Raw genomic sequence first — 20,008 nt, forward strand, 5'->3', positions numbered from 1 at the left:
GAGCATGCGCTATAAAAAATCGATTATAGCCTAGCTGGGCGGACGCTTATCAGTCCGCCCGATGTTTACGTATTCAGGCGAAATCGGGGCCGATCAGGTCGATGCGGTCGGTACAGAAGGCCTGGACGCCCCAGTCCAGCAGTTCGCGGGCCCGCACCGGTTCGTCGACCGTGTAGCAGAACAGCCCGAAGCCGGCGTCGCGCACGACCTTGGCCAGCGCCGGGGTCAGGTGGCGGTGGTTGGTATGGATCGCCACCGCCTCGACCGAGCGCGCCAGCGGCTCCCAGCCGGGCGGCAGCTCGCTCATGAGGATGGCGCGCGGCAGGTCCGGGGCGGCGTCGCGCGCGCTTTCCAGGGCGGCCAGGCTGAACGAGGACAGCAGCGGCACCCGCTCCAGCTGTCCGGCCGCGATCTCGTCGGCGAACACGGCGCGCGTGATGCGTGCGACCTTGTCGCCGGTCTCGCGGTCGAAACCGCGCGCCGGCTTGATCTCGATGTTCATCCAGATGCCGCGCGCCTTGCAGTACTGCACATACTCGACGAACAGGGGTACCGGCTCGCCGCGGAAGTCCGGGCCGAACCAGCTGCCGGCGTCCATCTGCGCCAGCTCGTGGGCGTCATAGTCGAACACGTGGCCGGCGCCGCTCACGGTGCGGCCGAGGTAGGGATCGTGCAGCACCACCGGCACGCCGTCGCGCGCCAGCATGACGTCGAATTCGATCGCGCGGAAGCCGTAATCCATGCCGCGCCGCAGGCCGGCGAAGGTGTTTTCGGGAGCCAGCGTGCCGCCGCCGCGATGGGCCAGGATCCGGGGATATCGCCACATGCTCTCTTCCTCCGCGCTGGAGTCAAGGAATCGGTGCTGCGCCTGGCCGTGAGAGATACAGGAACAAGCCCAGGTTCAGCACGACCGTCAGGTAAAACTTCCACTGGAACGACTGTTTCGACGTCTTGTGCCGCAGCCAGTTCTGCGCCAGCACGGCGCCAGGCCAGCCGCCGACCAGGCCGAGCAGCAGCAAAGTCGACTCCGGCGTGCGCCAATTGCCGTTCTTCGCGGCCGACTTGTCGATCGCATAGGCCACGAAACAGCCCAGACTGATCGCCAGGTAGGCGCCGCCGACCAGCAGCGGCAGATCCCACGCGAAGCTGGCGAAGGCGTAGACGGCGGCGAACAGCAGGAGCAGCAGATAAGACATGCGGGGAGCTTAACGCGCCTGCCCAGTGATGTCTACATGGAAAGTAAATACTGCTTTCGGCCGGCCACCGTTGGATACCGAACAGAGAAACGCAGGTCAAAGCCCCTACTCTCGACTTCTACCATGTGAACAGCAAGGGAGTACGAAATGGCATTCGATCTTGGGAATCTCCTGAACCAATACCTGGGCGGCGCAGCCGGCGGCAACTATAACCAGGCCAACGACGACTTCGACCGCGTGGCGCAGAATGCGCCGCCCGACATGCTGGCCCGCGGCGTGACCGGGGCGCTGCGCTCCGACCAGACCCCGCCCTTCCCGCAGATGGTGAGCCAGATGTTTGGCCAGAGCAATCCGAACCAGCGCGCCGGCATGCTGAACCAGCTGCTGGCGACCCTGGGCCCGGCGGTGCTGTCCCAACTCGCCAGCCGCGGGTCCGGCGGCCTCGGTGGACTAGGCAGCATTTTCGGCGGTGGGCGGGCGCCCACCCAGGTGACGCCGGAACAGGCCTCGCAGGTCTCGCCCGAAGAGGTGCGCGAACTGGCCGAAAAGGCCGAGCAGGAAAATCCGAGCATCGTCGACCGGATGGGTGATTTCTATGCCCAAAACCCTACCCTGGTGAAGGCAATCGGCGGCGCCGCCCTTGCCATCGCACTGGGCCACATGGCGCAGAACATGCGCCGCCAATAATCCACGCACAGAAAAGAGGACACGATGGGCATCCTGAGCAATATCTTCAGCAAGATCTTCCCGAAAGCGCATGCCGCCAACAAGGGCCCGCAGGCACAACCCCAGGCCCAGCCGCAGGCACAGGCGCCCAAGCCCGCCGCTCCCGCAGCTCCTGCAACGCCGCAGGCCCAGCCGCAGGCCGCCCCGGCCATGATGGACCAGGTCGACGTCGAGGAAATCCTGGGCAAGATGCAGGCATCCAGCGGCCAGCAGCTGAACTGGCGCACCTCGATCGTCGACCTGCTCAAGCTGCTCGACCTGGACAGCAGCCTGCAGGCGCGCAAGGAACTGGCCGCCGAACTGAACTACAAAGGCGACACCAGCGACTCGGCCTCGATGAACATCTGGCTGCACCGCCAGGTCATGAACAAGCTGGCGGCCAATGGCGGAAAGGTCCCGGCCGACCTGCGTGACTAAAGCTGCCCTCCCATGGGCTCAGTCAGCCAGGGAGGTATTCGCCGCCGTCCCGCACGAGAAGCAGAAGCGGGCGAAGGCGTTCTTGCGGCTGCTGCAGCAGCCGCAGCGGTCGAACAGGCCGATGCCGCAGTGCGGGCAGAAGTCGACGCTCGTATCCTTCAGGTCGACCGGCCGCTCGCATCCCGGGCACACGCCCTTGCCCAGCCGGGCAAGGGCCGCGTCGTAGCGCAGGGTCTGGCGGCGCTGCAGGTCCGGCAGCGCCTCGGCCTGCTTCTGGCGCGCCAGGTAGCGCTGCAGCGATTGAATTGCATAGCGCCCCGCCAGCACGGTGACGGCGATGCCGACCAGGTAGCGCACGTAGCCGCCGTAGCTCGGCAGGTAAGGCACGAGTTCGAAGAAGAAGGCGAACAGTGCGAAGAAGATGAAACCCCATACGAAGGGCCAGTAGGCGCTCTGGCGCTTGCGTGCGAACAGCCAGCCGGCCAGCACCAGCAGCGGCAGGGTCAGCGCCAGGCGGTACAGGAAGACGCGCAGCTCCTTGCTGGTGGCGGCCCGCGCATAGGCGTCGCGCGCCGGCTTTTCCATGCGTTCCCAGCGCATCTGCGCACGCTGCAGGGCCTGGTCGGCGTCGAGCAGCGCCTGCTGCTGGGCCTGGACCGCCGCCAGCGCAGCGCGCTCGTCGCGCTCCAACTGGTCCAGTCCACGGGTACGTTCGAGCAGCTCGGGATCCTGGTCCGGCCTGGCGGTGGCGCGGCGCGTCGCCAGCCAGTTGTCGAAGGTTTCGCGCGCCGAGCGGGTATTCGCGCGCGCCACCTCGTGCTGCTGGGCCGCCTGCTCCAGCTGCAGCTGGGCGGCCTCGCGGCGCGCCCTTGCCGCAGCCTGCCCGTCGCGCAAGGCGTCGACCTGGTTGCGGTCCATGAACTGCTCGATGCTCAAGGGCTGTTCGACGTCCCACAGGTTGTGGACGATCTTGCCGCCCAGGCCGATCAGGAACGAGGCGAACGCAAGCGCGACCAGCCACAGCGCGCGCTGCATCCATTTTTCGGTCAGGCGCAGGCCTTTGCTCATGGGAGAGTCCTCCAGTGACGTTGAAGCCTGCAGCTTGCCACCGGAGGAGATCGCGGGCTAGTAGGGACCGCGCGGGAGGCAGGTGCCGATACGCGCGGTACCACCGCGCGATACCGGCACCGTGTCTCAGATCAGAAGTACGACAGTCCCAGCGCCTTTTTCACTTCGTCGGTGGTCTGCGCCGCCACTTCACGCGCCTTCATGGTGCCTTCCTTCAGGATCTGCAGCACCTGGCCACGGTCCTTGGCGAACTCCTCGCGGCGCGCGCGGATCGGCGCCAGCAGCTCCTGCAGGATGCCTTCCAGGCGCTTCTTGACCACGCTGTCGCCCAGCCCGCCGCGAGTGTAGTGGGCCTTCATCTCGGCCAGGCCCTCCTTGTCGGTATCGAAGGCATCGAGGTAGATGAAGGCGACGTTGCCCTCCAGGTGGCCCGGGTCCGACACCTTCAGGTGCAGCGGGTCGGTATAGACCTGCTTGACCGCGGCGCGGATCTCGTCGGCGGACGCGCCCAGGTTGATGGTGTTGCCGAGCGACTTGCTCATCTTGGCGCGGCCGTCGATGCCCGGCAGGCGGCCGACTTCCGGCACGATCGCCTTGCACTCGACCAGGATGTCCCTGTCCCCGCCATAGGTGCGGTTGAACTTGCGCACGATCTCGTTGCACTGCTCGATCATCGGGATCTGGTCCTCGCCCACCGGCACCACGCTGGCCTTGAAGGCGGTGATGTCGGCGGCCTGGCTGGCCGGATAGGTCAGGAAGCCGGCCGGGATGTCGCGCTCGAAACCGCGCAGGATGATCTCCTGTTTCACGGTCGGGTTGCGCTCGAGGCGGGCCACGGTCACCAGGTTCAGGTAATAGAAAGTGAGCTCGGTCAGTTCCGGGATTTGCGACTGGATCAGGATGGTCGTACGGGCCGGATCGATGCCGCAGGCGAGGTAATCGAGCGCCACTTCGACGACGTTCCGGTGTACCTTACCGATGTCATCCATATTGTCGGTCAGCGCCTGGGCATCGGCCAGCATGACGAACTGGCGGTAGCTGTCCTGGTAGGCGACGCGGTTGCGCAGGCTGCCCACGAAGTGGCCGAGGTGCAGCGGACCGGTAGGACGGTCGCCGGTGAGGATGACTGGCGCGGCAGTAGAAGGGGTTTGGGAGCTCATCGGGTTTCCTTGTTATTGCCCCGATCCTCCTGCGCCAGAAACAAAAACGCCACCCGGATCGAGGCGGCGTTAGTCGAAATGCAGATCATTTCCTGTGGCCGCGCGCTAGGAGCGGCGCCACCAGGTCAAGAAAAGATGATGTGCTTTCGGAAAATTCATGGACCGCATGGTTGCAGGTTGGCGCAAGGATGTCAACCGCTTCCAGGTCCCATGGCCTGCGGGCCGGCTCCCCTTTCGATACTTTTACACCTGGGAAGCCGAGCCACAGGGAATTTGTTGTAAGAAAACTAATATTTGGTGAAACTGATGAATCCACAAAAGAGCACGAACAGCCAAACCCGCCCACTGGAACTCTGGGGCGGCCTTGAATGCACGGTCAACCGCGTCCGCGACGAGTATTTCAGCCAGCTCGACCGCAATGGCCACGCCGCACGCGCCTGCGACATCGGGCGCTTCGCGTCCACCGGCATCCGGGCAATCCGCTATCCCGTGCTATGGGAACGTACCGCGCCCGACGGCGTGGCGAATGCCGACTGGAGCTGGGCCGACGAGCGCCTGAACGCCCTGCGCGAAGCCGGCGTGGCGCCGATCGCCGGCCTGGTGCACCACGGCAGCGGCCCGCGCCACACCAGCCTGGTTGACCCGGCCTTTGCCGAACAATTGGCCGAGTATGCCGGCGCGGTGGCCGCGCGCTATCCCTGGATCGAGTACTACACCCCGGTCAACGAGCCCTGCACCACCGCCCGCTTCGCCGGCCTGTACGGCGTCTGGTACCCGCACGGCCGCGACGACCGTACCTTCATCGAAGCCCTGCTGATCCAGTGCCGCGCCGTGGTGCTGTCCATGCGCGCGATTCGCGCCGTCAACCCGGATGCCAAGCTGGTCCAGACCGACGACCTCGGCAAGACCTACGGCACCCCGAAACTCGCCCACGTCGCCGAGTTCTACAACGAGCGCCGCTGGCTGGCCTGGGACTTGCTGTGCGGCATGGTCGACGAGCAGCACAAGCTGTGGAAGTACCTGCTCAAGACCGGCATCGCCGCAAGCGAATTCCTGTGGTTCCGCGAGAACCCCTGCCCGCCCGACATCATCGGCGTCAACTACTACGTCACCTCCGAGCGCTGGCTCGACCACCGTCCCGAGCGCTTCCCGGAACACCACCGCGGCATGGCCGACGGCATCCCCTGCGCCGACATCGAAGCGTCGCGCGTGCTGGCCACGCCGACGCCGGGCATCGCCCCGCTCCTTAGCGAGATCTGGGACCGCTACGGCATCCCGCTGGCCATCACCGAAGCCCACATCGACGCCAACCGCGAAGACCAGCTGCGCTGGCTGCTCGAGATCTGGGAAGCGGCCCAGCAGTCGCAGCAGAACGGCGTCGACGTGCGCGCCGTCACCGTCTGGTCGCTGCTCGGTTCCTTCGACTGGAACAGCCTGGTCACGCAGAACAAGGGTTACTACGAACCGGGGCCTTTCGACGTGCGCTCGCCGCTGCCGCGTCCGACCGCACTGGCGAAGATGATGAAGGAGCTGTCGTCCGCTACACCGCTGTCGCACCCGGTGCTGCGCGGCCAGGGCTGGTGGCGCCGTCCGGGCCGTTTCCTGTGCCACCCGCCGGTGGCCACGCCCAGCGCGCTGACCTCGATCTCGGCCGACGGCCACCGCCTGGTGGGCACGGGCGCGGCGCCGATCCTGATCCTGGGCGCGACCGGCACCCTGGGCCGCGCCTTCGCCCGCGTCTGCCGCAAGCGCAACCTGTCCTACCGCCTGCTGTCGCGCAAGGAGATGGACATCGCCGACGCCAACTCGGTCGAGCGGGCGCTGGCCGAGCACCAGCCCTGGGCGGTCATCAATACCTGCGGCTACGTGCGTGTCGACGAGGCCGAGCACGATGCGGAGCGCTGCCTGCGCGAGAACACGCTCGGCGCGGCGATCCTGGCCGCGGCCTGCGCGCGCCACGGCATCCACCTGAGCACCTTCTCGAGCGACCTGGTGTTCGACGGCCGCCAGGACCGCCCGTATGTCGAATCCGACCCGGTGGCGCCGCTCAACGTCTATGGCCGCAGCAAGGCCGAGGCCGAGGCGGCCGTGCTGGACAAGCATCCGGACGCGCTGGTGGTGCGCACCAGCGCCTTCTTCGGCCCCTGGGACCAGCACAACTTCGTCACCCTGGCCCTGAATGCGCTGGAACGCGGCGAGCCTTTCGTGGCCTCCAATGACCTGACCATCACGCCGACCTACGTGCCGGACCTGGTGCATGCCTGCCTGGACCTGGCGATCGACCGCGAGGCCGGCATCTGGCATCTGTCGAACGGCGGCGAGCTGACCTGGGCCGAACTGGCGCTGAAGGCGGCCGAGCGGGCCGGCGTCGATGCGAGCCGGCTGGAGGCGCGCGCAATCGCCTTCCCGGCGGCGCGGCCTGCGTACTGCGCCCTGACGAGCGAGCGCGGCATCCTGCTGCCGCGCCTCGACCAGGCGCTCGACCGCTACCTCGAACTGCGCAATGTCGAGGATCCGGAGATCGAAGAACTCCAGCACACCGCCGAAAGCCGCCAGCCGGTGGCCAGCGGGCACCGGCAGCAGGAAGAGACGCCGCCGGAGGCGGTGCAGGCGGGGAATTGCTGAGGCGTTAGGGACTTGCTCGCAAACTTGGGTCCCGGCCTGCGCCGGGACGACGGTTTTACAGATAGCGATGGAGTTGCGTAACCACCGCTCTTAAACAACGTCGTTCCGGCGAAGGCCGGAACCTAATTCCGTACCGCAGCCATTAGCTCAAGCTACAATCCGGCCAACTTCAACCACTGGCCACCCACCGTGCAAGAGCAACACGCATTCCCCTTCCTGCGGGAGATCCTCCTCTTCCTGGTCCTCTCCGGCATCCTGATCCCCACCCTGCAGCGCCTGCGCATCAACCAGGTGGTCGGCTTCCTGGCGGTCGGCACCCTGGTCGGCCCCTTCGGCCTGGGCCTGCTGGCCGACGAGGTCCCCTGGCTGGCCTTCCTCACCTTCCCGCGCGACCAGGGCATTGCGGCGCTGGCCGAGATCGGCGTGCTGTTCCTGATGTTCATGATCGGCCTCGAGCTCTCGGCCGCGCGCCTGTGGGCGATGCGGCGCTGGGTGTTCGGCGCCGGCAGCGCGCAGGTGCTGGCCAGCGCGGCGCTGGTCGGCGGCGTCCTGTTGCTGGCCTATGGATTCGACTCCCAGACCGCCCTCATCGTCGGCCTGGTGCTGTCGCTGTCCTCCACGGCCGTCGTCATGCAGTTGCTCGCCCAGCAGCAGGCCACCGGCAGTCCGCTCGGGCAGGCGGCGTTTGCCATCCTGATGCTGCAGGATCTCGCCGTGGTGCCGATCCTGCTCCTGATCGGCGCCCTGGGTGGAAACAGCGGCGGCAGCGGCGGCGTCGCCATGCTGGCGCTCACCACCTTGCTGAAGGCCGCGATCGCGATCGGCCTGATCTACCTGGTCGGCGGCCGCGTCGTCCGCAAGCTGTTCCGCGCTTTCGCCGAACACCGCCAGCCGGACGTGTTCATGGCCCTGATCCTGCTGAGCACCTTCGGTATCGCGGGACTGTCGGCCGCCGCCGGCCTGTCGATGGCGCTGGGTGCGATGATCGCCGGCCTGCTGCTGGCCGAGACCGAGTTCAAGCACGAAGTCGAACTGATGGTCGAGCCCTTCAAGGGCCTGCTCATGGGCCTGTTCTTCATGACGGTCGGGATGAGCATCGACACCCGCCAGGTCCTCGATGCGCCCCTGCTGCTGGCGGCCTCGGTGGCCGGGCTGGTGCTGCTCAAGGCGCTGGTGGTGGCCATCCTGCTGCGCATCGGCGGCCAGCCCTGGAGCCGTGCCGTCGAGGGCGGCCTGCTGCTGGGCCAGGGCGGCGAATTCGCCTTCGTGGCGATCGGCTACGCCATGAGCGCGCAGGTGCTCGATCCGACGCTGGGCGCGCAGGTCATGCTGGTGGTCGGCCTGTCGCTGTTCTTCACCCCGATGCTGGCGCGCCTGGGGCGCTTCATCGGCGAGCGCCACGAACATGCGCGGCACGAACAGGCCGCGGCCAACGACGACGCGGCCCTGGCCTCGGCACGCGGCCGCGTCATCATCGCCGGGTTCGGCCGCGTGGGCCAGCAACTGGCCAAACTGCTGGGCGAGCAGAACATCCCCTTCGTGGCGTTCGAATGCGACGCCAAGTTGGTGTCGAAACTCCATGCCGAAGGCCGGCCGGTCTACTTCGGCAATGCCTCGCGCCCCGAGCTGCTGCGCCGCGTGCATGCCGACGAAGCGCCCGCGATCGTGCTGACCATGGACCATCCGGCGTCGGCCATGCAGGCAGTGCGCGGCATCCGCCGCGAGTTCCCGCACGCGCGCCTGTTCGTGCGCTCGCGCGACGAGAAGCACGCACGCGCCCTGCGCCAGGCCGGCGCCAGCGTGGTGGTGCCGGAGACCCTGGAAGCGAGCCTGCAGCTGTCGGCCTTCGTGCTGGAGGCGATGGGCCTGGACGAACGCCTGGTGGACGGCATCGTCGACCACGAGCGCGACCTGGTCAGCGCCAGGCTGCTGGAGCCCGAACGCGCGGGCTAGGCGCTCAGTGCCAATCCTTATCCGGCCGCATGTTGAGCCGATGCGCCGCATCGACCACGTCCTGCAATTCCACCGGATCGCTGTAGGGGTCCTCATCCAGTGCGGTAACCCGGTTCAGCTCCTTCTGCCAGCGGCGCAATTCATCGACGTAGGGCTGGTGCGGCACCCGCCGCAGGACGCCGTTTTCCTTGACCAGGTCGCAGATGCCGTTGCCGACCCACTCGCCGGTATGCCAGTCCGGCATGTCGACCGCCGGGAACAGGCATACCCCCTGCAGGTCCATGCCCCGCTGCACCGCCGCCAGCGATTCGCCCATCACATCCCTGAGCCAGTCCGGGCGCCCGTGCCCGAGGCCGCTGGTTTCGCCGATGATCATCGGCCGGCGGTAACGCTGCCAGACCGTGTCGAGCATGTCGCACAGCGGCGCAATGCGGTCGTCGCCCGGCGGCAGCGCCGCATGCGGTCCGCTCTCGCGGTACTCCATCTGCCCGAAGGAATAATTGTTGGCGCCGACGATGTCCAGGATCTCGGGCGAACCGCCGAATTCGGGATGCTGGCGGCCGCAGATGATGTCCCAGGCCAGGAAGGTGTCGGACTCGGTCTCATGGCGCGCGGCCTCGATCTGGTCCGGGCGGTCGCGCGGCGCAACCACCCGCACCAGCGGATCGATGTGCACCATGCGCGCGCTGGAATCGACCTCCCGTATCGCCTTCACGCCCGCGATCGCCGCCCGCGACAGCGCCACCCGCAGCCGCAGCCGGTCTTCCCGGGTGCAGCGGTAGGGCGCGGCCCAGCCCCATTCGCCGGCGCAGTAGGAAAAGAAGGTGATTTCGTTGATCGGCGTGAAGAAGCCGGGACTGTGGGGGACCTTCGGCAGCACATATTCGGCCGCGGCGCGACAATAGTTGGCGAAGCGGGCCACGAAGCTATCCGAAAACGGATCGAGGTCATCCGGATAGCCGTAGTGGCACAAGTCCCAGATCGGCATGATCTTGGCCGCGTTCATGGCTGCGATATAGGGATCGAGCAGCGAGAAATCATAGTTCCCGCCCCGGTCCACCAGCGGCCAGGGGATGCCTTCGCGTGCCACGGCAATCCCCAGGCGGTTCAGGATCTGGTAGTCCTCGGCGACATGGCGGTCATGGCCGGTTTCCGCGACCAGGTTGCGCCGCACGCCGTCTTTCCAGAGGAAATTCGAGCATTCGAAGCCGGACAGGAAGAAGGTAGGGAATATCCCGGGACGCTGTACCATGCGAGTCTCCTTTCGGTGCTTGCCTGGAAGCCAGGCCGAAGTCCTAGCATGCCACGAGTCCGTCCATCGCCGTGCACGTCAGGCGAGTGCCTGTTCTCCCGCGCGGCATCCCCACCATGCGGCTTCCTCGAATACCGACAAGCCGGACAGGTCGGCATGGGCGAACAGCACCGGTCCGCGCGCTTCGCGCAGCGCCGCCAGTCCCGCATTGGCCCGGAAGCCCGGCTGCGGCACCGCCATCGCATGCGCGCGCAAAGTGATGTCCACCCGCTCGACACAGGGCGTGAAGGCCCAGCCGTAGGCATCCTTCAGATCGCTGCTGGCCAGGGCCAAGAGCTCGGCCGGGCTGGCCGACTGCATCCAGCGCCGCGCCGCCGCAGGCGTGTGATGCGACAGCGCCGTGTAGGCCGTGAACACGGTCTTTTCGGGCGGGCGCGAGCGGATGTCCTGGTGGGTCGAGACCACGTAGCCGAGTCCCCTGCCCTGGTAGACCACGTTGTCCCAGGCCAGCTGCGCCTCCGGCAGCTCGCGCGGGAAGTCGCGCATCAGGAAGTTCGACACCATCCACGGGGCGTAATCCGGCAAGTGTGCGCGCGGATCGAAGCCGTAGCGCCCGATGCCCTCGACCACGCGGCTGGCGACGAACAGCGGCATCGCGCAGATCGCACGCCGGGCCCGCACCAGGAAGCTGCGCGGCTTGCCCCCCTCCAGCCGGAAGCACAGGGCCTCGACCCTGCCGTCCACCTCGCGCACGGAAGCTGCCGTTCCAGCGCGGCGGCGCGGTCCCGCCCTGCTGGCGAGCGCCTCGGCCAGCGGCGCCAGCCCGCCGGGCCAGGTCAGCAGCGCGTTCTCGCCGGCGTTGGCGGCCTGGCCCCAGCGTCCTGCAAAGTAGTGGATGCCGGCCCAGGCGGAGACGCGGTCGAGGCCCGCGCCGTAGTCATCGCGGCAGCAGTAGTCGAGGTACCAGCGCAGGGTCGCGGAGCGGTAGCCCTGGTCGCCCAGCCACTGCGCGAAGCTGACGCGGTCCAGCGCTGAGAACGACGGATCATTGGAGGAAAGCGCAAGCGGGAAGACGAAGGCACGGCGTCCATCGCTGCCGCGTACATGACGCAAGCGGGCCATCTCCTCGAAGAAGGCCTTGTGCTCGGCCGCATCGCCGGCATCGGTAGGCACCAGTCCTTCGTGCCATTCGCCGCCGCGCAGCAGGCGCTCTTCCGGCCCGTGCAGGATGAAGCGCTCGTCGTAGTAGGGCTGGTCCTTGTCGGCGTCGCGCAGGATGATGCCGAGATCAAGCAGCATCTCGCGCACATGGGTCGACTCCGGTCCCGGCAGCGGAAGGTAGTGCGCACCGGTCGGGCAAGCCAGATCGCCATAGCGGCTGCCGGCGGCGTTGCCGAAGGCTTCCGGCCCGTCGAGCAGGAGGAAGTCTTCATGCCCCAGCTTCCCGAGCTTCCACGCCGCGCTCAGCCCGGCAATGCCGGAGCCGAGGATCACGACATCGGTCTCGATGGTCTCGGAAGGCGGCGGCAAGGCCCCGCGATCGCGCAGGAAGTGCCCTTCCGCCCGGCCCGGCGCATGGACGGCGGGCGCGATCTCCTGCCAGCGATAGAAACCCGCGGCGGTCGCCAGCCCGGCCGCGCCGGCCCCGGCGGCGCTCACCAGGAAGGAACGCCGGTCCATCAGCGGATCACCTGCTGCCAGTCTTCTTCGAACTCGCGCACCAGCGACTGGGTGTCGAGCCGGTTCGGCGCCATCGGGCGGCGCGGCATGTCGGGCGGGAAGTCGAACATGGCGCGGGTGGTCTCGCCGGTCAGGTAGCGCATCGGCAGGCGATACGCGGCCGGCGGCGCGAAGCGGCCCTGCGGCGAAGCCATGATGAAGCCCCACTCGCCGAACGAGGGCACGTACAAATGGTAGGGCCAGGTCTGCAGGCCGACTTCGCGCAAGGTCGCCTCGATGGTCCAGTAGGCGTTCGGCGCGAAGAATGGGGAGGTCGACTGCACCGCGATCAGGCCGTTGGCGGCCACGTGCTTGCGCAGCATGCCGTAGAAGGGCACCGAGTACAGCTTGCCGAGGGCGAAGCTGGACGGGTCCGGGAAATCGACGATGGCGACATCGTACATGCCGGCTTCCTTCTGCAGCCAGATGCCGGCATCGGCATTCACGATCTTCACGCGCTTGTCCTTCAGCGCGCCGGCATTCAGCTTGACCAGTTCGGGACGGGTGGCGAAGGCCCCGGTCATGGCCGGGTCGAGGTCGACCAGGGTCACCTCTTCGACCTGCGGGTAGCGCAGTACTTCGCGCAGCGCCAGGCCGTCGCCGCCGCCCAGCACCAGCACCCGCCTGGCCCAGGGCAGCGACTGCATCGCCGGGTGCACCAGCGCTTCGTGGTAGCGGTATTCGTCGCGCGAGGAGAACTGCAGGTTGCCGTTGATGTAGAGGCGCAGGTCGTCCTTGAAACGCGTGATCACCAGGCGCTGGTAGGGCGTGGTGGTCGAGTAGACGACGTCGTCGCCGAACAGCCCGTGCTCGCCCCACTCCACCATCCGGTCCGAGAAGCCGAAGCCCAGCACCAGCGTGAACAGCACCGCACTGGCGCGGATCGCCTTGCCGCGCAGGTGATTCAACTCGGCGCGGAACACGTACAGGGTCCACATGGCGACGCCGACGTTGAGCATCCCGAACAGAAAGCCGGTTCGCACCAGGCCCAGGTGCGGCGCCAGCACCAGCGGGAACAGCAGCGACACCGCGAGCGCGCCGAGGTAGTCGAAGGTGAGCACGCGGCTGACGATCTCGGCGAACTCGGTGCGGCGCTCGTTCAACGCGCGCATCACCAGCGGCACCTCCATGCCCACCATGGCGCCGATCATGAAGACAGTCACGTAGAGCACCGTGCGGAAGGGCGCGCCCATCCAGGTGAAGGTCATGAACAGCATCGCGCTTGACGTTCCGCCGATCAGGCCGACGGCCAGCTCGATGTCGATGAAGCGCGACAGCACGTCTTCGTCGCGCACGTATTTCGAGAAGTGTGCGCCCACACCCATGGCGAATAAATAGCAGCCGATGATGGTGGAAAACTGGAGGACCGAGTCGCCCAACAGGTAGCTGGATAATGCACCAGCAATAAGTTCATAGGCGAGGCCGCAGGAAGCGACGACGAATACCGAGAGGATCAGAATTCTTTTGGTCATGAGACAAATTTGTTCTAAGATCGCGCTTGCAATCTCGTCTATTTTTCTTTGGAGAATCTTGTGCCCGCCATCCTAAACTATGTGCTGCATCTTGCGACGGCAATCGCGCTGGTTCTGGCATTTTTTGTGGTGTACACGCGGGTCACGCCTTATGACGAAGTGCTGCTCATCCGCCAGGGCAACTGCGCCGCCGCGGTCTCGCTGGGCGGCACCCTGCTCGGCTTCTCGGTGACCATCGCCTCGGCGCTGATGCACACCGACGACTACTATGAATTCGCGGGCTGGGCCGCGCTGGCGATGCTGATCCAGGTGCTGGTGTTCGTGATCGCCACGCGCCTGCTGCGCATGTCGAAGGACCAGATCGAGAACAACAACTTGGGCTTCGGCACCCTGCTCGGCGCCATCTCGCTGTCGATCGGCCTGGTCAACGCCGGCAGCATCTCCTGACACCTACTCACCACGCATAGAAGAGGTCCCATCATGTCTATCGGCTCATTCATCAAGAAGCAGTTTCTCGACGTCCTGCAGTGGAACGAGGAAGGCGAAGGCGTGCTGGCCTGGCGCCATCCGATGGAGGACTTCGAAATCCAGAACGGCGCCACCCTGGTCGTGCGCGAGTCGCAGGTCGCGGTGTTCGTGGACGAAGGCCGCGTGGCCGACGTGTTCGGCCCCGGCACCCACCGCCTGACGACGTCCACCCTGCCGGTGCTGACCAACCTGAAGAACTGGGACAAGCTGTTCGCCTCCCCCTTCAAGTCGGACGTGGTCTTCTTCAGCACGCGCGTGCAGACCGGCCGTAAATGGGGCACGCCGCAGCCGGTGACGATCCGCGACAAGGACTTCGACATGATCCGGGTGCGCGCCTTCGGCATGTACTCTTACCGCATCGCGGACCCGCGCCTGTTCTTCACCGAGATCAGCGGCACCCGCGCAAGCTATACGCGCGAGGAAGTCGAAGACCAGCTGCGCGGCCTGATGCTGGCCACCATGGCCAACTCCCTGGGTGCCTCGAAGATCGCCTTCCTCGACATGGCGGCCAACCAGACCCTGATGGCGCAGCAGATCCGCGGCGACCTGGCCTCTGCCTTTGGCCGCTACGGCATCGGGCTGGACGAATTCAAGGTCGCCAGCGTCAGCCTGCCGGAAGAACTGCAGGCAGCACTGGATGAGCGCATCTCGGCCGGCATGAAGGCCAGCCTGGGCGCCGACAAGATGGGCGGCTTCACCCAGTTCCAGGTGGCGAGCAGCATCCCGCTGGCGGCCCAGAACGAAGGCGGCATCGCCGGTATCGGCGCCGGTGCCGGCGCGGGCATCGCCATCGGCCAGGCGATGGCGCAGGGCATGCAGGGAGCCTTCGCGCCGGGCGTCGCTACGTCGCCGCAGCCGGCCAACGTGCCGGCAGCGAGCGAATCGATCGAGGACCGCCTGGCCAAGCTCAAGGGCCTGCTCGACAAGGGCCTGATCTCGCAGGGTGATTACGACAGCACCAAGGCCGAGCTGCTGAAGAAACTGATCGGCTGATGCAGACCGTTTCCTGTCCTTCCTGCGGCGCACCGGTCCCCTTCCGCTCGCACGCCTCGGTCCTCGCGGTGTGCGAGTACTGCCGCGCGACCGTCCTGAAGGAAGCGGACGCCGTGCGCGACCTCGGCAAGATGTCCGAGGTGCTGGAAGACTATTCGCGCATCCAGGTCGGGACTTCCGGCGTGCATGGGGGCCGCAGTTTCACGGTCGTCGGCCGCATCCAGCTGCGCTACGACGCCGGCATGTGGAACGAGTGGTACCTGCTGTTCGACGATGGCGCGGACGGCTGGCTGGGCGATGCCTCCGGCCAGTACGTGCTGACCACGAAGCGCGAGCTGGCGCCCGGGTTTCCGGCCTTCGATGCTATCCAGGTCACGCGCCAGTATGACATCGGCTTCGGCCCCTACGTGGCCTCCGACAAGCGGCTAGCGAAGTGCACGGGCGGCCAGGGCGAGCTGCCTTTCCGGGTCGGCGAAGGCTGGGAGGCACGGGTGGCCGACTTCCGGCGCGGTCCGAGTTTCGCCACGCTCGATTATTCGGATGGCACGCCGCCCCTCCTCTATGCCGGCAATGCGGTGAGCTTGGAAGGCATGAAGTGCCAGCTGCTGCGCGACGACGAGCAGATCAAGGCCAGCGCCGGCAAGTACCGCGGCAAGGTCGACGTGCTGCAGTGCCGCTCCTGCGGCACCTCGATCCGCTACCTGCCCGGACTGGCGGCCAATTGCGTCTGCCCGGCCTGCTCGACCCGCATGGATGCGTCCTCGCCGAAGGTCGAGGTCCTGCTCAAGGGCGAGGAGCATGAGCGCGTCCAGTTCACGCTGGCGCTTGGTTCGGTTGCCAAGATCGGCGGCCAGACCTACACGGTGCTGGGCGCGATGCGGCGCCAGGACGACGAAGGCGAGAGCTGGGACGAGTACCTGCTGTATTCGACCCAGGGGCCGTTCTTCTGGCTGGTCGAAACGAATGAGGGCTGGTCGCGCTCGCAGGTGATGGACGACTGGCCGACGCCGCCGCTGCCTGCCATGCATGCCGTGCAGGTGGACGGCGTCAGCTACGAGCGCACCTGGGAGTATCCGGCGCGTGTGAGCTATGCGGCGGGCGCTTTCAACTGGCGCGTCAAGGCCGGTGACGTGGTCCAGGTGACGGAGTACGAACATGGGCAAAATGGACTGGCGGCCGAATACACGGTCGATGAGCTGAGCTGGTCGCGTTCGTCGCCGGTGGCGGAAGACCAGGTGCGCAGCTGGTTCGGGCTGGCGGAGCCTGCCGGGAGGAAGAGCGACAAGAAGGCACTGACGCAGGGCGACATCGCCTGGCGCGCCCTGCTCTGGCTGCTCGGCCTGAACTTCATCCCGCTTATCTTCAACTTCGGGCCGAGCCTGTTCTTCATCTTCGCCGGCTTGCTGGCGCTGTTCCTGCCGATGTTCCTCGGGCACCCCAAACAGTGAATCTGAACGCATGAAGCGCAATTTCATCCTGTACGCCATCGTCGTGACGCTGGTGACCACCATCGTCTGCTGGATCAGCCTGTTCTCGTCCTTCAAGAGCGACGGCAGCTGGCGCAGCCGTGGCGGCGGCTACTCGGGCGGCTACTCGGGCGGCTATTCGGGCGGCGGTCACAAGTGATGACGCCGCACCGCCCCACCGGCATCCACCTGCTGGCCGACCTGGCCGGCATCGATGCCGCGCGCCTGACCGACCCGGACGCGATCGACGCCTTGCTGCGCGAAGCCGCGCTGGCGGCCGGCGCCCGCATCCTGCACAGCCACTTCCATGCCTTCGGGCCCGGCATGGGCGTGACCGGCGTGCTGCTGCTGGCCGAGTCGCACATCTCGATCCACACCTGGCCCGAGCACGGCTTCGCCGCGGCCGACATCTTCATGTGCGGCGAGGCCCAGCCGCAGCGCGCACTCGCCGTCATCGACACGGCGCTCCAGCCGGCCACGCGGAAGGTCAAGACCATCGAACGCGGACAGCTATAATCCGGCTTCGCTCGACTATACAACCCAGCAGGAACAAGATGACGCATTCCGGTACTTCTTCCGCCGCGCTGCCGAAGGCGCTCGGCCACATCCGCGTGCTCGACCTCTCGCGCGTGCTCGCCGGCCCCTGGTGCTCGCAGAACCTGGCCGACCTCGGCGCCGACGTGATCAAGATCGAGCGTCCCGGCAACGGCGACGACACCCGTGCCTGGGGGCCGCCCTATGCAAAAGACCAAGAAGGCCGCGACACCAGCGAAGCCGCCTACTACCTGTCGGCCAACCGCGGCAAGCGCTCGGTGACGGTGGACATCGCCAGCGCTGAAGGCCAGGCCCTGCTGCGCGAACTGGTGAAGCACTGCGACGTGGTGCTGGAAAACTTCAAGGTCGGCCACCTGAAGCGCTATGGACTGGACTACGCGAGCCTGAAGGCCATCAAGCCCGACCTGGTCTACTGCTCGATCACCGGCTTCGGCCAGGACGGCCCCTACGCCCACCGCGCCGGCTACGATTTCCTGATCCAGGGCATGGGCGGGCTGATGTCGGTCACCGGCGAGCGCGACGACCTGCCGGGCGGCGGCCCGCAAAAGGCCGGCGTGGCCCTGACCGACCTGATGACCGGCATGTACGCGACCGTGGCCGTGCTGGCCGCGCTGACCCACCGCGACCGCACGGGCGAAGGCCAGCACATCGACATGGCCCTGCTCGACACGCAAGTGGCCATGCTGGCCAATATGGGCAGCAACTACCTGAACAGCGGCAAGCCGCCCAAGCGCTGGGGCAATGCGCACGCCAACATCGTGCCCTACCAGACCTTCGCCTGCGCGGACGGCCATATCATCGTCGCCACCGGCAACGACAGCCAATACCAGAAATTCGTGGAAGCCGGCGGCAGGCCCGAGCTGGGCCAGGACCCGCGCTTCGCGACCAATCCGCTGCGCGTGAAGAACCGCGACACCCTGGTGCCGATCCTGGCGGAGATGGTGAAGGAAAAGCGCCGCGACGAGTGGATCGCCCTGCTCGAATCGGTCGGCGTGCCCTGCGGGCCGATCAACGACATCGGCGAGGTCTTCGCCAACGAACAGGTGCAGGCGCGCGAAGTGGCGATCGAACTGCCCCATCCGAGCGCAGGCAAGGTCAAGCTGGTGCGCAATCCGATCCGGATGTCGGCCACGCCGGCGACCAGCGACAAGGCCCCGCCCCTGCTGGGCCAGCACACCGACGAAGTATTGAGCGATGTGCTGGGCCTCGGCGAGGCGGAGATTGCCGCCTTGCGCGGCAAGGGAATCGTCTGATTAATGCAGCTGGTGCTTGAGGTCCGACAGGACGTCATGCACCCGCGTCACCACCGACGCGACCTGGGGCGATGGCTGCCCGCTGCGGCACATCCGTTTGGCTTCGTCGCCCATCTCTTCCAGCCGGTCGATGCATTGCACGATGCGCGACTGGTCGTTCGACTGCATCACGCGCTGGGCTTCCGGCATTTCGTGGGCGATCTTCTGGATGCAGTCGCGGATTTCTTCCGGCGCACCCTGGTCGTTCCGGGTCACTTCTTCGGCCTGGTTGATCGTCTGCTGGATCTGGGTGAAACGCTGTTGAATTTCGGCAGGTTGCAACATGATGACCTCCTGAAAGTATAGCGGTGACCCCGCTGGAATCAACCACTTTAGTCCTCCCAGCAGGGATATCAAGCACGCATTTCAGCCGTGCGCGCGTCAACTCTGGGGCAGTGAGAATTCAAGGATTTGCGGACTGCGGGAATGCGCTAAGGTGATGCCATCATTCACTTTGCCTGTGCCTTGCCCATGTCCAGACCATTGCACCGCATGTTGTTCAGTGTTTTCGTGCTCGCCGGCATGGCGCAGGCCGCTCCCTATCCGAACACGGGCAACTTCGGCGTCCCCTTTTCCCAAGACGAATCCTGGTACCGCCAATGCATGCGGGTCGAAGGGCGCAGTGCGCCCGGCCTGGGCGGCCAGACGCCGGCGCAGGGCTGCAATGCCGGCGATCTCTACTATGACAAGCGCAGCCAGGCCCTCACGTCGGCAGCGGAATGGCGGCAGGTGCGCGCCTGCGCGCTGGCGCAGCAGGACGATGCCGTCCTCATGATGTTGTACGCGAACGGTTTCGGCGTGCAGCAAGACATCGACATCGCTATCCACCATGCCTGCAAGCTCGAATTCATCGCGAAAGCAGAAATGGAATCGCGCATCGCCCACCTGAGCAAGCCGCAGCCGGCCGGCGCCGTGTTCGACCAGTGCGACGACATCACCAGCGGCTATATGGGAAGCGTGTGCGCCGGCATCCGCGAGCGCCAGGCCGGGCGCATCCGCAAGGCGCGGCTGGATCGCCATGCGGCGGCGCTGCCGCCATCCGCAAGGCGCGCACTCACCCAACTGCAGGCCGCGGCCGACCGTTACGCAGCCGCAGCCGAGACCGACATGCAGGGCACAGCGGCACCCGGTCTGGCGATCGCACGCAAAGGAAAGCTCGAGGAACAATTCGCCCGGACGCTCGCCAGGGTGCTCGACAAGGGCCTGCCTGCCGCGTCGCCGCAGGACCTGGCGCGCATCGACAGGGAACTCAACGCCGCTTACAAAACCTTGATGTCGCCGCTGCCGTCCGAAGCCGGACAGCCGGAGCGGGTCGGCGAGTCGACCATCACGCGCACCGAGGTGCGCCAGGCCGAACGGCGCTGGATCGCCTACCGCGACGCCTTCCTCGCGTTCCGGGCCCAGCTGCCCTCGGGCGCGAGCCGCGAGGCGATCGCGGTGGAACTGACGAGGCAGCGCCTGGCGGAGTTGAACGCCATGCTGCGTTATCGCTGAGCCGGCGCCCGAAAATGTGTTGACAGATAGGACAGCGGTGCTAATATATCGACACACGATATAACGAGCAACGACACACAACCGGAACGCCA

At 66.6% G+C, this 20,008-nt stretch carries 19 protein-coding genes; 11 read left to right on the forward strand and 8 right to left on the reverse strand.

The features are described 5' to 3' along the window. Window positions 1-73: 73 nt before the first annotated feature. Both ugpQ and ACSQ25_RS18310 read right to left on the reverse strand, forming a co-directional pair. Window positions 74-826 (reverse strand): glycerophosphodiester phosphodiesterase, encoded by a 753-nt coding sequence (gene ugpQ, locus ACSQ25_RS18305; protein ID WP_436107092.1) that lies wholly within the window; start codon window positions 824-826, stop codon window positions 74-76. 22 nt (window positions 827-848) lie between these two features. Then, a complete protein-coding gene (locus tag ACSQ25_RS18310; protein WP_436107093.1) occupies window positions 849-1,196 on the reverse strand; it encodes a DUF1294 domain-containing protein in 348 nt (115 codons plus the stop codon). Between the two features lie 147 nt (window positions 1,197-1,343). Between ACSQ25_RS18310 and ACSQ25_RS18315 the strand changes: the two genes are divergently transcribed. Both ACSQ25_RS18315 and ACSQ25_RS18320 read left to right on the forward strand, forming a co-directional pair. Beyond that, a complete protein-coding gene (locus ACSQ25_RS18315) occupies window positions 1,344-1,883 on the forward strand; it encodes a hypothetical protein (RefSeq protein ID WP_436107094.1) in 540 nt (179 codons plus the stop codon). A 24-nt stretch (window positions 1,884-1,907) separates the two neighbouring features. After that, complete coding sequence (locus tag ACSQ25_RS18320) at window positions 1,908-2,339, forward strand: DUF3597 domain-containing protein (protein WP_436107095.1); 432 nt, start codon at window positions 1,908-1,910, stop codon at window positions 2,337-2,339. An 18-nt stretch (window positions 2,340-2,357) separates the two neighbouring features. On the opposite strand, the gene ACSQ25_RS18325 is transcribed toward ACSQ25_RS18320, so the two are convergent. Next, window positions 2,358-3,407, reverse strand: a complete 1,050-nt coding sequence (locus ACSQ25_RS18325; protein WP_436107096.1) for a serine endopeptidase — start codon at window positions 3,405-3,407, stop codon at window positions 2,358-2,360. A 131-nt stretch (window positions 3,408-3,538) separates the two neighbouring features. Next, window positions 3,539-4,567, reverse strand: coding sequence for a tryptophan--tRNA ligase (gene trpS / locus ACSQ25_RS18330; protein WP_436107097.1), 1,029 nt, complete (start codon window positions 4,565-4,567; stop codon window positions 3,539-3,541). Window positions 4,568-4,873: 306 nt separating this feature from the next. On the opposite strand from trpS, the gene ACSQ25_RS18335 reads away from it, so the two are divergent. Next, the gene (locus tag ACSQ25_RS18335) at window positions 4,874-7,192 is read left to right on the forward strand and encodes a family 1 glycosylhydrolase (RefSeq protein WP_436107098.1); all 2,319 of its coding nucleotides are present in this window, start codon (window positions 4,874-4,876) and stop codon (window positions 7,190-7,192) included. Window positions 7,193-7,381: 189 nt separating this feature from the next. After that, complete coding sequence (locus tag ACSQ25_RS18340; RefSeq protein WP_436107099.1) at window positions 7,382-9,145, forward strand: cation:proton antiporter domain-containing protein; 1,764 nt, start codon at window positions 7,382-7,384, stop codon at window positions 9,143-9,145. A 4-nt stretch (window positions 9,146-9,149) separates the two neighbouring features. Here the strand turns inward: ACSQ25_RS18340 and ACSQ25_RS18345 are convergent, their stop codons facing one another. From ACSQ25_RS18345 to ACSQ25_RS18355, 3 genes are all read right to left on the reverse strand, one after another. Beyond that, window positions 9,150-10,397: a b-glycosidase gene (locus tag ACSQ25_RS18345; protein ID WP_436107100.1), complete on the reverse strand. Its 1,248-nt coding sequence runs from the start codon at window positions 10,395-10,397 to the stop codon at window positions 9,150-9,152. Window positions 10,398-10,475: 78 nt separating this feature from the next. Continuing rightward, window positions 10,476-12,077: an NAD(P)-binding protein gene (locus tag ACSQ25_RS18350; protein ID WP_436107101.1), complete on the reverse strand. Its 1,602-nt coding sequence runs from the start codon at window positions 12,075-12,077 to the stop codon at window positions 10,476-10,478. Continuing rightward, window positions 12,077-13,588: a polyamine aminopropyltransferase gene (locus ACSQ25_RS18355; RefSeq protein WP_436107102.1), complete on the reverse strand. Its 1,512-nt coding sequence runs from the start codon at window positions 13,586-13,588 to the stop codon at window positions 12,077-12,079. The genes ACSQ25_RS18350 and ACSQ25_RS18355 overlap by 1 nt, the downstream gene beginning before the upstream one ends. Window positions 13,589-13,648: 60 nt before the next feature. On the opposite strand from ACSQ25_RS18355, the gene ACSQ25_RS18360 reads away from it, so the two are divergent. From ACSQ25_RS18360 to ACSQ25_RS18385, 6 genes are read left to right on the forward strand one after another with little or no spacing between them, the layout of a single operon-like run. Beyond that, a complete protein-coding gene (locus ACSQ25_RS18360) occupies window positions 13,649-14,035 on the forward strand; it encodes a DUF350 domain-containing protein (protein WP_436107103.1) in 387 nt (128 codons plus the stop codon). A gap of 33 nt (window positions 14,036-14,068) precedes the next feature. Next, on the forward strand, window positions 14,069-15,109 hold the full coding sequence (locus tag ACSQ25_RS18365) for an SPFH domain-containing protein (RefSeq protein ID WP_436107104.1): 1,041 nt from the start codon (window positions 14,069-14,071) through the stop codon (window positions 15,107-15,109). After that, window positions 15,109-16,557 (forward strand): DUF4178 domain-containing protein, encoded by a 1,449-nt coding sequence (locus ACSQ25_RS18370; protein ID WP_436107105.1) that lies wholly within the window; start codon window positions 15,109-15,111, stop codon window positions 16,555-16,557. The genes ACSQ25_RS18365 and ACSQ25_RS18370 overlap by 1 nt, the downstream gene beginning before the upstream one ends. Before the next feature lie 10 nt (window positions 16,558-16,567). Continuing rightward, window positions 16,568-16,735 carry a hypothetical protein gene (locus ACSQ25_RS18375; RefSeq protein WP_436107106.1) on the forward strand — a complete coding sequence of 56 codons (168 nt, stop codon included), beginning with the start codon at window positions 16,568-16,570 and terminating at the stop codon, window positions 16,733-16,735. After that, entirely contained in the window at window positions 16,735-17,091 is a 357-nt protein-coding gene (speD, locus tag ACSQ25_RS18380) for an adenosylmethionine decarboxylase (RefSeq protein ID WP_436107107.1), read from the forward strand. The genes ACSQ25_RS18375 and speD overlap by 1 nt, the downstream gene beginning before the upstream one ends. A gap of 38 nt (window positions 17,092-17,129) precedes the next feature. Continuing rightward, window positions 17,130-18,383 carry a CaiB/BaiF CoA transferase family protein gene (locus tag ACSQ25_RS18385; RefSeq protein ID WP_436107108.1) on the forward strand — a complete coding sequence of 418 codons (1,254 nt, stop codon included), beginning with the start codon at window positions 17,130-17,132 and terminating at the stop codon, window positions 18,381-18,383. Here ACSQ25_RS18385 and ACSQ25_RS18390 read toward each other — a convergent pair whose 3' ends face one another. Next, on the reverse strand, window positions 18,384-18,707 hold the full coding sequence (locus ACSQ25_RS18390; protein ID WP_436107109.1) for a hypothetical protein: 324 nt from the start codon (window positions 18,705-18,707) through the stop codon (window positions 18,384-18,386). A 207-nt stretch (window positions 18,708-18,914) separates the two neighbouring features. Here ACSQ25_RS18390 and ACSQ25_RS18395 point away from each other — a divergent pair, with 207 nt between their 5' ends. Beyond that, window positions 18,915-19,916 carry a lysozyme inhibitor LprI family protein gene (locus ACSQ25_RS18395; protein WP_436107110.1) on the forward strand — a complete coding sequence of 334 codons (1,002 nt, stop codon included), beginning with the start codon at window positions 18,915-18,917 and terminating at the stop codon, window positions 19,914-19,916. Window positions 19,917-20,008 lie beyond the last annotated feature (92 nt).

The sequence above is a fragment of the Massilia sp. LjRoot122 genome (assembly GCF_964252725.1).
In the GTDB taxonomy this organism is placed as follows: Bacteria; Pseudomonadota; Gammaproteobacteria; order Burkholderiales; family Burkholderiaceae_D; genus Telluria.

Coding starts and splice junctions, on each gene's coding strand:
- ACSQ25_RS18390 (WP_436107109.1), bottom strand. CDS start 18,707: ATGTTGCAACCTGCCGAAATTCAACAGCGTTTCACCCAGATCCAGCAG.
- trpS (WP_436107097.1), bottom strand. CDS start 4,567: ATGAGCTCCCAAACCCCTTCTACTGCCGCGCCAGTCATCCTCACCGGC.
- ACSQ25_RS18370 (WP_436107105.1), top strand. CDS start 15,109: ATGCAGACCGTTTCCTGTCCTTCCTGCGGCGCACCGGTCCCCTTCCGC.
- ugpQ (WP_436107092.1), bottom strand. CDS start 826: ATGTGGCGATATCCCCGGATCCTGGCCCATCGCGGCGGCGGCACGCTG.
- ACSQ25_RS18355 (WP_436107102.1), bottom strand. CDS start 13,588: ATGACCAAAAGAATTCTGATCCTCTCGGTATTCGTCGTCGCTTCCTGC.
- ACSQ25_RS18345 (WP_436107100.1), bottom strand. CDS start 10,397: ATGGTACAGCGTCCCGGGATATTCCCTACCTTCTTCCTGTCCGGCTTC.
- ACSQ25_RS18375 (WP_436107106.1), top strand. CDS start 16,568: ATGAAGCGCAATTTCATCCTGTACGCCATCGTCGTGACGCTGGTGACC.
- ACSQ25_RS18350 (WP_436107101.1), bottom strand. CDS start 12,077: ATGGACCGGCGTTCCTTCCTGGTGAGCGCCGCCGGGGCCGGCGCGGCC.
- ACSQ25_RS18365 (WP_436107104.1), top strand. CDS start 14,069: ATGTCTATCGGCTCATTCATCAAGAAGCAGTTTCTCGACGTCCTGCAG.
- ACSQ25_RS18315 (WP_436107094.1), top strand. CDS start 1,344: ATGGCATTCGATCTTGGGAATCTCCTGAACCAATACCTGGGCGGCGCA.
- ACSQ25_RS18335 (WP_436107098.1), top strand. CDS start 4,874: ATGAATCCACAAAAGAGCACGAACAGCCAAACCCGCCCACTGGAACTC.
- speD (WP_436107107.1), top strand. CDS start 16,735: ATGACGCCGCACCGCCCCACCGGCATCCACCTGCTGGCCGACCTGGCC.
- ACSQ25_RS18325 (WP_436107096.1), bottom strand. CDS start 3,407: ATGAGCAAAGGCCTGCGCCTGACCGAAAAATGGATGCAGCGCGCGCTG.
- ACSQ25_RS18395 (WP_436107110.1), top strand. CDS start 18,915: ATGTTGTTCAGTGTTTTCGTGCTCGCCGGCATGGCGCAGGCCGCTCCC.
- ACSQ25_RS18320 (WP_436107095.1), top strand. CDS start 1,908: ATGGGCATCCTGAGCAATATCTTCAGCAAGATCTTCCCGAAAGCGCAT.
- ACSQ25_RS18310 (WP_436107093.1), bottom strand. CDS start 1,196: ATGTCTTATCTGCTGCTCCTGCTGTTCGCCGCCGTCTACGCCTTCGCC.
- ACSQ25_RS18385 (WP_436107108.1), top strand. CDS start 17,130: ATGACGCATTCCGGTACTTCTTCCGCCGCGCTGCCGAAGGCGCTCGGC.